Origin of the sequence: Aeromonas sp. YN13HZO-058 (assembly GCF_001921245.1) — a bacterium.
GTDB lineage: Bacteria > Pseudomonadota > Gammaproteobacteria > Enterobacterales > Aeromonadaceae > Aeromonas > Aeromonas allosaccharophila.
The window spans coordinates 1-13115 of sequence record NZ_MQSY01000039.1 but is presented as its reverse complement, the minus strand read 5'-3'; the positions used below and the strand labels follow the sequence as shown (position 1 = coordinate 13115).

12 protein-coding genes are annotated in these 13115 nt (G+C 60.9%); 7 read left to right on the top strand and 5 right to left on the bottom strand.

All coding sequences use genetic code 11. From position 1 onward, the window contains the following. Positions 1–255 precede the first annotated feature (255 nt). The gene (locus BSP75_RS09435; RefSeq protein ID WP_075112973.1) at positions 256–882 is read left to right on the top strand and encodes an SCO family protein; all 627 of its coding nucleotides are present in this window, start codon (positions 256–258) and stop codon (positions 880–882) included. Between the two features lie 2 nt (positions 883–884). Beyond that, complete coding sequence (dinF, locus tag BSP75_RS09430) at positions 885–2246, top strand: MATE family efflux transporter DinF (RefSeq protein ID WP_075112972.1); 1362 nt, start codon at positions 885–887, stop codon at positions 2244–2246. 13 nt (positions 2247–2259) lie between these two features. On the opposite strand, the gene trmL is transcribed toward dinF, so the two are convergent. The 3 genes from trmL to BSP75_RS09415 form a co-directional block, all read right to left on the bottom strand. Continuing rightward, the gene (gene trmL, locus BSP75_RS09425) at positions 2260–2724 is read right to left on the bottom strand and encodes a tRNA (uridine(34)/cytosine(34)/5-carboxymethylaminomethyluridine(34)-2'-O)-methyltransferase TrmL (RefSeq protein WP_075112971.1); all 465 of its coding nucleotides are present in this window, start codon (positions 2722–2724) and stop codon (positions 2260–2262) included. Between the two features lie 74 nt (positions 2725–2798). Continuing rightward, on the bottom strand, positions 2799–4169 hold the full coding sequence (locus BSP75_RS09420; RefSeq protein ID WP_082040739.1) for an ATP-binding protein: 1371 nt from the start codon (positions 4167–4169) through the stop codon (positions 2799–2801). Further along, positions 4151–4846 (bottom strand): response regulator, encoded by a 696-nt coding sequence (locus tag BSP75_RS09415; RefSeq protein WP_075112970.1) that lies wholly within the window; start codon positions 4844–4846, stop codon positions 4151–4153. The genes BSP75_RS09420 and BSP75_RS09415 overlap by 19 nt, the downstream gene beginning before the upstream one ends. An 85-nt stretch (positions 4847–4931) precedes the next feature. On the opposite strand from BSP75_RS09415, the gene BSP75_RS09410 reads away from it, so the two are divergent. From BSP75_RS09410 to BSP75_RS21805, 4 genes are all read left to right on the top strand, one after another. After that, positions 4932–5843, top strand: coding sequence for a cation diffusion facilitator family transporter (locus BSP75_RS09410; RefSeq protein ID WP_042061152.1), 912 nt, complete (start codon positions 4932–4934; stop codon positions 5841–5843). 8 nt (positions 5844–5851) lie between these two features. Then, positions 5852–6631: a serine O-acetyltransferase gene (gene cysE, locus BSP75_RS09405; RefSeq protein ID WP_058053260.1), complete on the top strand. Its 780-nt coding sequence runs from the start codon at positions 5852–5854 to the stop codon at positions 6629–6631. A gap of 20 nt (positions 6632–6651) precedes the next feature. Beyond that, on the top strand, positions 6652–7932 hold the full coding sequence (locus BSP75_RS09400) for a hypothetical protein (protein WP_075112969.1): 1281 nt from the start codon (positions 6652–6654) through the stop codon (positions 7930–7932). A gap of 246 nt (positions 7933–8178) precedes the next feature. Beyond that, a complete protein-coding gene (locus tag BSP75_RS21805) occupies positions 8179–8388 on the top strand; it encodes a cell division protein ZapB (RefSeq protein ID WP_033136398.1) in 210 nt (69 codons plus the stop codon). Between the two features lie 72 nt (positions 8389–8460). On the opposite strand, the gene elbB is transcribed toward BSP75_RS21805, so the two are convergent. Then, positions 8461–9111 (bottom strand): isoprenoid biosynthesis glyoxalase ElbB, encoded by a 651-nt coding sequence (gene elbB, locus BSP75_RS09390; RefSeq protein ID WP_075112975.1) that lies wholly within the window; start codon positions 9109–9111, stop codon positions 8461–8463. A gap of 400 nt (positions 9112–9511) precedes the next feature. On the opposite strand from elbB, the gene polA reads away from it, so the two are divergent. Further along, entirely contained in the window at positions 9512–12274 is a 2763-nt protein-coding gene (polA, locus tag BSP75_RS09380) for a DNA polymerase I (RefSeq protein WP_075112968.1), read from the top strand. Between the two features lie 88 nt (positions 12275–12362). Here polA and BSP75_RS09375 read toward each other — a convergent pair whose 3' ends face one another. Next, positions 12363–12902 carry a gamma carbonic anhydrase family protein gene (locus BSP75_RS09375; protein WP_075112974.1) on the bottom strand — a complete coding sequence of 180 codons (540 nt, stop codon included), beginning with the start codon at positions 12900–12902 and terminating at the stop codon, positions 12363–12365. Between the last annotated feature and the right edge of the window lie 213 nt (positions 12903–13115).

The following is a 13115-nucleotide window of genomic DNA, read 5'->3' as shown; positions in this document are numbered from 1 at the left end:
GCGTGAAGCCAAGGCCACAGAGGTATAGTGTGAAAAAAGCCAATAAAAACAATGCCAGTCAGGCTTAACTGACTGGCATTAACCCGAAGTGCCGGTTTTTTTATGGCCGCAACTGGCGATCAATTGCGCCAAATGGTCGACTCCTGACAGGGTGTTGCACAAGGTTGACCCCCCTTGGTGACTCGCTGGGGTACAATACCCCCTCTTGTCCGGTCACTGCTGGCCATCTGCCTCGAACTGAAAGGGTCTCTTGTTATGATGAAGCTCCGCTATCCCCTGCTCTTTCTGCTGCTGACAGCCTGTCTGATCCTTGCGTTCTGCGCCATGCAGCCAGAGCAGCCACAGCAGGCCGACTACTATCCAGCGGGGCGGGATATCAACGATTTTGCCTTTACCGATGCGGACAACAAGCCGTTCACCCCTGCCAACCTGAAGGGGCATTGGACCTTCCTGTTCGTCGGTTACACCTTCTGCCCCGATATCTGCCCCACCACCCTGGCAGATATGCGTTCCGTCTATGACCAGCTGAAGAAGATGGCGCCCGACAGTCAGGTGGTGTTTATCTCGGCGGATCCCCAGCGTGACGACATTCCCCGTCTCAAGACCTACACCGCCTTCTTCAATCCCGAGTTCAAGGCGGCCACCGCCCCTCACGACAAGCTGTTCCCGTTTGTGCGCAATCTGGGGCTGATCTACTCCATCGCCAATCAGGGGGAGAAGGATTACCTGATCGATCACTCCGCCTCCATCGTGCTCATCAACCCCACGGGCAAGCTGCAGGCGGTATTCCGCCCGCAGGTGGCGCCGGGTCAGGTGCCACGGGTGCAGATGGCCACCATGCTCTCTGACTTCTCCCGCATTCTGAAGCTGACAGGCCACTGAGCGTGACCCCATCTGTTGCCCCCTGGTGGCGGGATCCCTCTCGCCACCGCGCTGTTTTTGCGCTCGCCCTGCCCATGGTTTTCTCCAATATCACCACCCCCTTGCTGGGGCTGGTGGACACCTGGGTGATCGGTCATCTCGGGCAGGCCTGGTTTCTGGGGGGCGTGTCGGTTGGTGCGACCCTGATCAACCTCATCTTCTGGTTACTCGGCTTTTTGCGGATGTCGACCACCGGGCTGACGGCGCAGGCGCACGGCGCCGCCGACGGTCGTGCCCAGCTCGATACCCTGCTGCGGGCACTGGGGCTGGCTATCGCCTTGGGGTTGATGCTGCTTCTGTTGCTCTTCCCCCTGTTGCCGCGATTGATCGCCCTGATTGGCGGCTCGCCCGAGGTGCAGCTCTATGCGGGCCAATACGTGGCGCTGCGGATCTGGAGCGCCCCGGCGGCGCTCTGCAATCTGGTGATCATGGGCTGGCTGTTGGGGATGCAGGATGCCCGCAGCCCCATGGTGATGCTGATCCTCACCAATCTGGTCAACATGGCGCTCGATACCCTGTTTGTGCTCGGGCTCGGCTGGCAGGTGCGGGGTGTGGCGGCGGCCTCGGTCATGGCGGACTACTGCGCGCTGGCCGCCGGCATCTTGCTGGTGCGCCGTCAGCTGCGGCAACTGACACCGACGGTGTGGCAGGATGGCTGGCAGCGCTGGCGGCAGCTCGCGCCCATGGTGCGGCTGCTCGGCCTCAACCGCGATATCTTCCTGCGCTCCCTTTGCTTACAGCTCTGCTTTGCCTTTATGACTCTGCAAGGGGCGCGGCTGGGGGATGTGGCGGTGGCCGCCAATGCGGTGCTGCTCAACTTCCTGATGCTCATCTCCTACGGGCTCGATGGTTTTGCCTATGCGGTGGAGGCCATGGTGGGGCGAGCCATCGGTCTGCGGGATCGGCAGAAACTGCAGGAGGCCATCGTGCTCAATCTGGGCTGGGCCGCCCTCATAGCCAGTGGTTTTACCCTGGTGTTTGCCCTCTTTGGGGCCCACCTTATCGGCTATATCACCGATATTCCGGCCGTGGTGGCGGAGGCAAATCGTCAGCTTCCCTGGCTGATCGCCATGCCGTTGCTGGCAGTCTGGTGTTTCCTGCTGGATGGCGTATTCATCGGGGCGACCCGGGCGCGGGAGATGCGCAACAGCATGTTGCTGGCCGCGTTTGGCTGCTTCTTCCCGATCTGGTGGCTCTGTCAGTCGTGGGGCGTGGCCGCGTTATGGGCGGCGATGGCGGCGCTGATGGTGGGGCGCGGTCTGTCGCTGGGGGTTACTTGCTGGCGGCTGGAGCGCAGCGGGCATCTGCTCGACGCCCGCCACTGAGCCGCGATGACGCTTACATGGCGCCGTCGTAGCCGAGCTGGCGCCAGCTCTCGTAGACGAACACCGATACCGCGTTGGAGAGGTTCATGCTGCGGCTCTGGGGCACCATCGGAATACGCAGCCGCTGCTCGAACGGCAGACTCTCGATGATCTCGCTGGGCAGGCCGCGACTCTCCGGGCCAAACAGCAGGGCGTCGCCAAGGGCATATTGGGCCGCCGAGTGCGCGGTGCGCCCCTTGGTGGTGCAGGCGAACACCCGCTTGGGCGCCACGGCTGCCAGAAAGGTCTCATAGCTCGGCCAGCGCTTCACCTCGGCAAACTCGTGATAGTCGAGTCCCGCCCGCTTTACCCGCTTGTCATCCCACTCAAATCCCAGCGGCTCGATCAGATGGAGCCGGTAACCGGTATTGGCGCAGAGCCGGATGATATTGCCGGTGTTGGGCGGAATTTCCGGCTGGTAGAGGACGATATCGAGCATGACGAGTTCCTGCAAAGAGATGTAAAGCCAAGAAGGGGCACCAGCATACCCAGCGCCCGTCCGGATGAAAAGGATCAGGCGATGGGCAAGCGGATGGTGATGGTCAGCCCGGTCGGGTGATTGTTGCTGGCCGCAATGGTGCCGCCGTGGCGCTGGATCGCCTCCGAGGCGATGGCCAGCCCGAGCCCGGTGCCGCCGGTCTTGGCGTTGCGGGCGTCATCAACCCGGAAGAAGGGCTGGAACAGCAGCGCCTGCTGCTCGTCAGGCACGCCGGGGCCGTCATCCCGAATGGTCATCACCCACTCCTGCCCCTCCCGATACCAGTCCACCTTGATGAACTCGCGGGCATATTTGAGAGCGTTGCGCAGGGGGTTCTCCACCGCTCGGGCCAGCAGCTCGGGCCACATCTGGATCGACTCGGCGGGCAGCGGCGGCAGTCTGAGCTGCTTGCCGCTCTGGTTCGCTTCGAACATGGCATCTTCGAGGATGGGTTCCAGCAGGTCGGCCAGCGGGTGCATCACCGGCGCCTCTACATGCTGCTGCACCCGCGACAGATCCAGCAGATCGCCGATCAGCTTGTCCAGCCGCCCGATCTCCGATTCGATCCGCGCCAGCTCGGCGCTGTCACCCTGCTTGCGGCGGATCAGCGCCTGCGCCAGCTGCATCCGGGTGAGGGGACTGCGTAGTTCGTGGGAGATATCGGAGAGCAGCTGTTTCTGCTTCTGGATCATGCTCTTGAGCGTCTCCACCATGCGGCTGACGTTATCCGCCAGCTGGCCGATCTCGTCGCCCCGTCCCAGATTGGGGATCTGCACCTCCAGATTGCCGGCCGCCAACTGGGAGACCGATTTCTGCAACTGCAGGATGGGGCGGGTCAGCCGCCAGGCGAGCAGCAGGCAGAGCGGGGTGCTGACCAGCATCGAGATGCCCAGAATGCGGATCGGGTGATCCAGCACCTGAATGAACAGGAACAGGTAGGGGTTCTCGGCATTGAGGCCGAAATAGACGTGGTAGCGATGGCCGTGGTGCTCCATCAGGAAGGGGCCGGCGATCGCCTTGCGATCCTCGTTGCCCAGCATGGGGTTGGCCGGGTCGTCGGCATCCACCATGAAGCGCACCACGAACTTGCGCGGATGGGTGGTGGACTGGATCTGTCCCCGCTCATCGCGCAGATAGACGTTATCCACCGGCAGCATGGCGATATTGTCCATCGCTTTGGCCAGATCGAAATCCTGATCCGGATCGGCGGCGTTGAGCAGGGCCTGTACATTATTCTGCATCCGCGCCACCTCGTGGGTCGGCAGCGGGATCTGGTTGCGGGGATCCAGGGTCGGCAGGCTGATCACGGCGGCGAGGATCACCAGCAACATGAGCCAGAACCAGAGGAAGATGTGGGTCGAGATCCCGTTGAGGGAGTTGATGCGCTCTATTCTTGCTCTAGCCACAGGTAACCGCGCCCCCGTACGGTTTTGAAGCGGGGCTGGCCATCGGTGCGATCCGGCAGCTTCTTGCGCAGGTTACTCAGGTGCATGTCGATGGCCCGATCGAAGGGTTCCAGCTTCTTGCCCAGCACCTGCTCGGAGAGATGACTCTTGCTGACGATCTGGCCGGGATTGCGTAGCAAACACTCCAGCAGGCCAAATTCGGTGGCGGTCAGCTCCAGCAACTGTTCGCCGCAGCGGGCCTGCTGCAGGCCGGGTTGCAGCACGATATCCATGAAGTGCACTTCGTCGGAGGAGTTGCCGCGCTGGGGCGGGGCGCTCTGGGTGCGGCGCAGGATGGCGCGCACGCGGGCGAGCAGCTCCCTATCATCGAACGGCTTGGCCAGATAGTCGTCGGCGCCAGCCTCCAGACCGTTGACCCGATCCTGGCTGTCACCGCGCGCGGTCAGCATCAGTACCGGGGTGTCGTGGGTCTTGCGCAGCTTGGTCAGCATGGCAAAGCCGTTGAGCCTGGGCATCATCACATCCAGCAGCACCAGATCGAAGCTCTGCTCCGCCAATCGTTGCAGCCCCTCTTCACCATCCTCGGCGACCGTGACCTGAAATCTCTCCAGGGTCAGAATTTCGGTGAGCAGTTGGGTCAATTCAAGATCGTCGTCGACCAGGAGTATTCTGTTCATCTGGTGTTATTCCGCAGATTTTCGCGCCAAACTGACGCCGGGGTCAGGGTATAATAAGTTTTTCATCGCCAGAGGAAAGCCGGTTTTGAGCCATCAACAATATTCCCGTTGGGTCACCTTTGCCAGCATGGCGGCGGTCACCACCGCCACCCTGCTGATCATCGGCAAACTGATCGCCTGGCTGATGACCGACTCGTCGACCCTGCTGGCATCGCTCACCGACTCCTTCATGGATGTGAGTGCCTCCATCATCAACCTGCTGGCCATTCGCTATGCGCTGGCCCCCGCCGATGACGAACACCGTTTCGGTCACGGCAAGGCAGAGTCGCTGGCGGGCCTCATTCAGTCGGCCTTTATCTCGGGTTCCGCGCTGCTGCTGGTGATGCACGGTATCTCGTCGCTGCTCAAGCAGGCGCCCATCGAGCGGCTGGAGGCGGGCCTCTGGGTCAGCGGTGGTTCCATCGTGCTGACCCTGTTGCTGGTCAGCTTCCAGAGCCTTGTCATTCGCAAGACCAACAGCGTTGCCATCAAGGCCGACATGCTGCACTACCGTTCCGATCTGCTGCTCAATGCCGGTGTCTTGCTGGCGCTGGTGCTGGCGGGGCAGGGGTGGTACTGGGCCGACGGCCTGTTTGCCATCCTGATCGGGCTGTTCCTGTTGTGGGGGGCGGGACACATCGGCTACGAGTCGGTGCAGGCCCTGCTCGATCGTCAGTTGCCAGCTGAAGAACAAGCGAGAATAATGGCGCTCTGCTGTGCCGTAGAAGGTGTACACGGCGTACATGACCTGCGCACCCGTCAATCCGGGCCGACCCGATTCGTACAGTTGCATCTGGAACTGGATGATCAGATCCCCCTGGTCAAGGCCCATCAGATCGCCGATGAAGCCGAACTGGCGGTACGCCAGGCATTCGAGCGGATGGATGTCATCATCCACATGGACCCCATCTCGGTGCTGACAAAAGAACAACAGAGCCCTCACCCAGAACAACAGTAGGCTGCAACATGGATGAACTGGTTGCCAAAACCTGGCACAAAATTCAGCAAGAAGCGGAGTGCATGGCGGCCCAGGAGCCGATGCTGGCCAGCTTCTTCCACTCCACCATTCTCAATCACAAGAATTTGCGATCGGCCCTCAGCTTCCAGCTGGCCAACAAGCTCGACAGCGCCACCATGCCCGCCATCGCCCTGCGCGAAGTGATCGAGCTGGCCCTGCGCAGCGAGCCCGAGCTGCTGGCGGTAGTGGCGGCCGACATCTGCGCCGTGCAGGAGCGCGATCCGGCGGTCGATCTCTTCTCTACCCCGCTGCTCTACCTCAAGGGGTTCCATGCCCTGCAGGGTTATCGGGTCGCCAACTGGCTGTGGCGTCAGGGGCGCCGCTCGCTGGCCCTCTATCTGCAAAACCAGATCTCGGTGGTGTTCGGGGTGGATGTACACCCGGCCGCCCGCATCGGCAAGGGGATCATGTTTGACCATGCCACCGGCATCGTGGTGGGCGAGACGGCGGTGATTGAAGATGATGTCTCGATCTTGCAGAGCGTGACCCTCGGCGGTACCGGCAAGGAGAGTGGCGATCGCCATCCCAAGATCCGCGAAGGGGTGATGATAGGGGCGGGCGCCAAGGTGCTCGGCAATATCGAAGTGGGCATGGGTGCCAAAATTGGCGCAGGCAGCGTGGTGATCAACCCGGTGCCGCCTCATACCACTGTCGCTGGCGTACCCGCCAAGATCGTCGGCCGTCCGGAGTGCGACAAGCCTTCACTGGATATGGATCAGTGTCTCTGATCTCCTGACCGGAGGCGTCGATGGCCAAACGCTGGTCGGGTTATCTGATTCTGGGGATGTGGCTGCTCAACCTGCTGCATCTCTATCTGGGACTCTCCCCCTGGCCCGCGGCCATCGCGGCCTGGGGGGCGTCACTGCTCACCTGGCCCTGGCTGGTGGGGGCCGCCAAGCGGCAGGCGCTGGCCCTTTATGGCGCCGCCCTGTTGCTGTTGATCTTCTCCTGGTGGCGGGGCGCGACCCTCAGCGCCGGTGACTGGCTGCTGCCCAACATCAATATGCTCACCATGTTTGCCGCGGTGAGCACCCTCAACCTCGCCACCTCGGGTCTCTTGACCGGCACCACCTCCTGGACCGGGCGCAAGGGGCTGTGGAGCACCATGGCCAGCCTCAATCTGCTGGGAGCGGTCATCAACCTCTCGGTGCTGTTTATCATCGGCGATCGGCTGGAGCGGGGCGGCACGCTGGAGCGGCGTCAGGTGATGGTACTGAGCCGGATCTTCTGTGCCGCCGCCTTCTGGTCACCCTTCTTTGTCGCCATGGCGGTGGCGCTCACTTATGCGCCGGGTTTGCAGCTCTCCCATATTCTGCCGTTCGGGATCCTCGCCGCCTTGCTGGCGATGGGGCTGACCGCCTGGCAGGTGGAGCGGATCGGAGTGGCCGACTTTGCCGGTTATCCGCTGCGGCTGCAGACGCTGGGGTTGCCGGTCACGCTGGCGTTGCTGGTTCTCCCCATCAAGCAGATCTGGCCCCAGCTTGGCATTCTGGCGGTGATCGCGCTGGTGGCCCCGCTGCTGGCGCTGCTCTTTATGCCGAGGGTCGGGCGCAAGGCGGCCATCAAGCGGCAGGTGGTGGAGCGCTTTCCCGCCATCGGCGGTCAGCTGGTGCTGTTTCTGGGGGCCGGTTTACTGGCGGCAGGGATCAACAGTGCGCTGTCGGTCATCGATCTTGGCGCGGGCCACGGCCTGCCGCTGTTCAACCACTTTGGCTGGCTTGAGGCATCCCTCACTCTGCTGCTGATCCTGCTGGTGGCCATCGTCGGGGTACATCCGCTCATCAGTATCTCCGGATTGGCGCCGCTGCTCTGGCCGCTGGCGCCGGATCCCAGCCTGCTCGGTATGTGTTTCCTGCTGGGATGGGGGCTTGCCACCGGCACCAGTCCGCTCTCCGGCTCCAATCTGGCGCTGGCCTCCCGTTATAACCTCAGTGCCGGGCTGATCCTGCGTTGGAACCTGCTCTACGGTCTGTTGATGTATGTCGTCGCCTGTCTGTTGCTGGGGGCTTATATCGCCTTGCAGGGATAACGGCGGTACTGTCGGGAGGGCGCCAATAATGCGCGGGTGGCGGGGTCTTTTACGCACGGCTCAGTGTGTTGTCGCGGCTCTGGCGCAGGATGCGAGAAAAATAGACGCATATTTAGACAATACATCTATGGAAGGCGCATTTTACAGCGCACTGGCTTGTTTGTGCCGATGCGCTCGGGGTATGCTGGCTTCACGCGCTTGAATCGCCCTCTGTGGGGCATCGCAATTGAACAAACAGGTATGCATATGTCACTAGAAGTCCTTGAGCAACTCGAATCCAAAGTACAATCCGCCGTCGACAACATCTCCCTGCTGAAGATGGAGCTGGACGAGCTGAAAGAGCAGAACAGCAAGCTGCAAGACGAGAACCATCAGCTGCGCAACGAGCACGTTGCATGGCAGGAGCGTCTGCGTGCCCTGCTGGGCAAAATGGATCAGATGGGCGAAACCATCTAATTCATCGCCTTCAGGCAGAATTGAAAACGGGCCGCTCCATGAGCGGCCCGTCTGTTTTTGGCGGGGTGGGGATTACAGCGCCAGCAGCTGTTTGACCGTCTTCTCGATACCGTCTGCCGCTTCCACTATGTTGCTGGCCAGCATGTAGGCGGGGGTGGAGATCACCTTGCGCTCCTGATCCACCACGAACTCGTTGACCGGGCAGTTGAGATGGCTGCCGCCCATCACCTCGATGGCGTTGGCGGTGCCCTCGTCATGGCCGATGGTCGCCAGCGTCCCGGCGCCATAGATCAGCGGGATCATGGCGGGCGCGATGCAGATATAGGCGGCCGGTTTGTTGGCTTTGGCAAAGCTCTGGCACGCTTTCAGCACATCGGGCTGGATCTGGCACTCGGCGCCCCGGATGGCGAAGTCGCACAGGTTTTTGGCAGCGCCAAAGCCGCCGGGCACCAGCAGCGCGTCGTAATCGGCCGCATCCAGCTCGGCCACATCCTTGATCTGGCCACGGCAGATGCGGGCCGCTTCGACCAGCACGTTGCGGCTCTCTCCCTCGCTTACTTCACCGGTTAGGTGGTTGATCACATGGAGCTGCGCCACGTTCGGGGCGAAGCACTGGACGGCGGCTCCCTGACGGGCCAGCGCCAGCAGGCTGATGACGGCCTCGTGGATTTCGGCCCCGTCAAAGACACCGCAGCCACTCAAAATCACGGCCACTTTTTTCATGGCAAACTCCTCGTTGTTGAAAATGTGAGCCAAGATGGATTGTTGTACTTTTGTATGGTTATCGCTCGCCATCCGCTGGTCAAGTCATCTTGCTGTGCTAGGATTGTTTCGTTTTGGATCCTGCCGTACCTACTCCCTTAAATCTTTTTCCACATTGATCGAGATCATTCTAACTGTCTTGCGATCGATTTTTGCGATCTCAATATATTGTTTTTAATGGATTTTTATATTTTCATGCACAGCTTTATCACTGTGCGCTCTGATGCGCCCCATTTTTGAACACAGAGTTATCCACAGCTTGAGTCCCTTCATCAGGCGCGTTGTGCTGTTGCTGCGCCCCTTGGTGTGAGGGGGGCCCTGTGGCATCCTAGCGGCTGTTTATCTCTGGCAGGACGATTTCATGGCCCCTAGCAATCCCCTTATTCTGGTCGACGGCTCCTCTTATCTTTACCGCGCCTTCTTCGCCTCCCAGCAGGCCGATCTGCGCACATCGACCGGTTTGCCGAGCGGCGCCGTCCGTGTCATGGCCAACATGATGCGCAGTCTGCGCAAGCAATATCCTGACTGTCATGTGGCCGTGGTGTTTGATGCCAAGGGCAAGACCTTCCGCGACGACATCTATCCCGAGTACAAGGCGACCCGTGCCAGCATGCCGGACGATCTGCGCAGCCAGGTCGCCCCCATCCATCAGATGATCAAGGCGATGGGCTTCCCCTTCCTGATGGTGGAAGGGGTCGAGGCCGACGATGTGATCGGCACCCTGGCCCGCCAGGCGACCGAGAAACAGTTGCCGGTGCTGATCAGCACCGGTGACAAGGACATGGCGCAGCTGGTCTCAGACCACGTCACCCTGATCGACACTATGAAAGATGTGAAGACCGATCGGGAAGGGGTGATCGAGAAGTTTGGCGTGCCGCCCGAGCTCATCATCGACTATCTGGCCCTGATGGGTGACAAGGTCGACAACATTCCCGGCATGACCGGTGTTGGCGAGAAGACCGCACTGGCCCTGCTGCAGGGGATTGGCAGCATCGACGAGATTGCCGCCAACCTCGACAAGGTGGCCGCGCTCGGCTTCCGCGGCTCCAAGGCGTTCGCCGACAAGTTCCGCGAGCAGGAAGAGCAGGTTCGTCTCTCCTATCGACTGGCGACCATCAAGACCGATGTCGAACTGGAACAGAGTCTGGAGCAACTGCAGCTCAAGCCGGTCGACAAGGAGTCCCTGCTGGCGGTCTACCGCGAATATGAGCTGCGCAACCTGATTAAGGAGCTGGAGTCCGGTGGTGACGAGGGTGCCGGGCAGGAAGAGGCTGCTGATGGTGCTGCGGCTACCGCTCCCGCTGCCACCATCGAAACCGACTACCGCTGCATTCTGGACGAAGCCGAGTTTGACGGCTGGCTGGAACAGCTGAAAGCGGCACCGCTGTTTGCTTTCGATACCGAAACCACCAGTCTTGACTATATGGAGGCGCGGATCGTCGGCGTCTCCTTCGCCGTCGAACCGGGCAAGGCCGCCTATGTGCCGTTTGGCCATGACTATCTCGGGGCGCCGGTGCAGCTGACTGAAGCCGTGGTGCTGGGCAAGCTCAAGCCGTTGCTGGAAGATCCGACCCGTCTCAAGGTGGGGCAGAACCTCAAGTACGATCGCAACGTGCTGCTCAACCACGACATCGACCTGCAAGGTATCGCCTACGACACCATGCTCGAATCCTACGTGCTTAACTCCACCGCCAGTCGCCACGACATGGACTCGCTGGCCAAACGCTATCTCGGGGTCGAGACCACCTCCTTTGAAGATATCGCGGGCAAAGGGGTGAAACAGCTCACCTTCAACCAGATCGAGCTGGAGCAGGCCGCTCCCTATGCGGCAGAAGATGCCGATATCACCCTGCGTCTGCACCAGACCCTGTGGGGTCAGCTGGAGGCCGTGCCGGGCCTCGCCAAGGTATTCAGCGAGATCGAGCTGCCGCTGTTGCCGGTATTGGCGCGGATGGAGTTGCTCGGCACCACCATCGATCCCAAGCTGCTGCACCAGCAGAGTCAGGAGATCGAGTTGCGGTTGGCGGAGCTGGAGAAGCAGGCCCATGAGCTGGCCGGGCAGGAATTCAACCTCTCCTCGCCCAAGCAGCTGGGGGAGATCCTCTTCACCAAGCTGGGCCTGCCGATCATCAAAAAGACCCCCAAGGGTGCACCGTCCACCGCAGAAGAGGTGCTGGCCGAGCTGGCAGAAACCTATGAGCTGCCGCAACTGCTGATGGAGCATCGCGGTCTGGCCAAGCTCAAGTCCACCTACACCGACAAGTTGCCGCTGATGATCAAGCCGCAGACCGGGCGGGTACACACCTCCTATCATCAGGCGGTAGCGGCTACGGGCCGCTTGTCATCATCTGATCCCAACCTGCAGAACATCCCGGTGCGCAACGAGCAGGGGCGCCGTATTCGGCAGGCTTTCATCCCGAGCGCCGGTTACAAGCTGGTGGCGGCGGACTACTCCCAGATCGAGTTGCGCATCATGGCGCACCTCTCCGGTGACAAGGGGCTGCTGACCGCCTTTGCCGAGGGCAAGGACATTCACAAGGCGACCGCCGCCGAGGTATTCGGTGTAGCGCTCGATGCGGTCACCACCGACATGCGCCGCAGCGCCAAGGCGATCAACTTCGGCCTTATCTACGGCATGAGTGCCTTTGGTCTGGCCAAGCAGCTGGGGATCGGTCGCGCCGAAGCACAGAAGTACATGGACCTCTACTTCGAACGCTACCCGGGCGTGCTGGAGTATATGGAGCGCACCCGCCAGCAGGCGGAAGCCCAGGGCTATGTCGAGACCCTGTTTGGCCGCCGCCTCTATCTGCCGGACATCAAGTCCCGCAACGCCGGTCTGCGCAAGGCGGCCGAGCGGGCCGCCATCAACGCCCCGATGCAGGGCACTGCTGCCGATATCATCAAGCGCGCCATGATCAACGTGGATAGCTGGATCCGCGGTATCGAAGATGAGTCGATCCGCATGCTGATGCAGGTGCACGATGAACTGGTGTTCGAGATCCACGAAGAGAAGCTGGAGGAGTACACCGCCATCATCAAGGAAAAGATGTCGGCTGCTGCCGAGCTGCATGTGCCGCTGGTGGTTGAAGCGGGCACCGGCGACAACTGGGATCAGGCCCACTGATTTCCGGTCAGCCGTTCTGCACGGCTATATAGCTATATAAGAAGCGAAGCCCGGCATCATGCCGGGCTTCCTGTTTTTGCCAGCCCTATCAGGTCTCTTGCAGATACTCATCCTTGAGCAGGACATAGTTGTCGGCCGAGGTTTTGAGAAACGCGATCTCGGCGGGTTTGAGCGGACGAGCCTGTTTGACGGGATTACCTATATATAGAAAGCTCGATTCGAGTCGCTTGCCCGGTGGCACCAGCGAACCTGCGCCGACCATCACGTCATCCTCGACCACTACCCCATCCAGAATGATGGCCCCCATGCCGACCAGCACCCGGTTGCCGATAGTGCAGCCGTGCAGCATGGCCTTGTGGCCGATCGTCACATCCTCTCCGATCAACAGCGGATAGCCATCAGGGTTGCTGGCGCTCTTGCGAGTCAGGTGCAGCACTGTGCCGTCCTGAATATTGCTGCGGGCGCCGATGCGGATATGGTTCACATCCCCCCGTGCCGCCACCATGGGCCAGATGCTGGCATCGTCGGCCAGTTCGATATCGCCCACCAGTGTCGCGCAGGGATCTACATACACCCGTTTGCCCAGTAGCGGGCGTTTTCCCTTGTAGGGTCTCAGTCGCAAGTCCATCTTGGCCTCCTTGTTTTCGGCCATTCTAGCAATCCAGAACCTGTTTCTGTGGATAAGTTTGTATAAAAGCTGTGGTTGGATGTGAATAACTAAAAAAGTGCCCTTTTTTGCAATTTTATTGCCGATGAGGGGTTGCCAGAAAGATTCAACTCCCTATAATGCGCCTCCATCGACAGGGCAAGCGGCAACGCAAACGCCTAAGTCGATAACCTC

Excerpts from the sequence above, each read along its gene's own strand:
- BSP75_RS09435 (WP_075112973.1), top strand. The coding sequence starts at position 256 with ATGATGAAGCTCCGCTATCCCCTGCTCTTTCTGCTGCTGACAGCCTGT.
- trmL (WP_075112971.1), bottom strand. The coding sequence starts at position 2,724 with ATGCTCGATATCGTCCTCTACCAGCCGGAAATTCCGCCCAACACCGGC.
- BSP75_RS09415 (WP_075112970.1), bottom strand. The coding sequence starts at position 4,846 with ATGAACAGAATACTCCTGGTCGACGACGATCTTGAATTGACCCAACTG.
- cysE (WP_058053260.1), top strand. The coding sequence starts at position 5,852 with ATGGATGAACTGGTTGCCAAAACCTGGCACAAAATTCAGCAAGAAGCG.
- BSP75_RS09400 (WP_075112969.1), top strand. The coding sequence starts at position 6,652 with ATGGCCAAACGCTGGTCGGGTTATCTGATTCTGGGGATGTGGCTGCTC.
- BSP75_RS21805 (WP_033136398.1), top strand. The coding sequence starts at position 8,179 with ATGTCACTAGAAGTCCTTGAGCAACTCGAATCCAAAGTACAATCCGCC.
- elbB (WP_075112975.1), bottom strand. The coding sequence starts at position 9,111 with ATGAAAAAAGTGGCCGTGATTTTGAGTGGCTGCGGTGTCTTTGACGGG.
- polA (WP_075112968.1), top strand. The coding sequence starts at position 9,512 with ATGGCCCCTAGCAATCCCCTTATTCTGGTCGACGGCTCCTCTTATCTT.
- BSP75_RS09375 (WP_075112974.1), bottom strand. The coding sequence starts at position 12,902 with ATGGACTTGCGACTGAGACCCTACAAGGGAAAACGCCCGCTACTGGGC.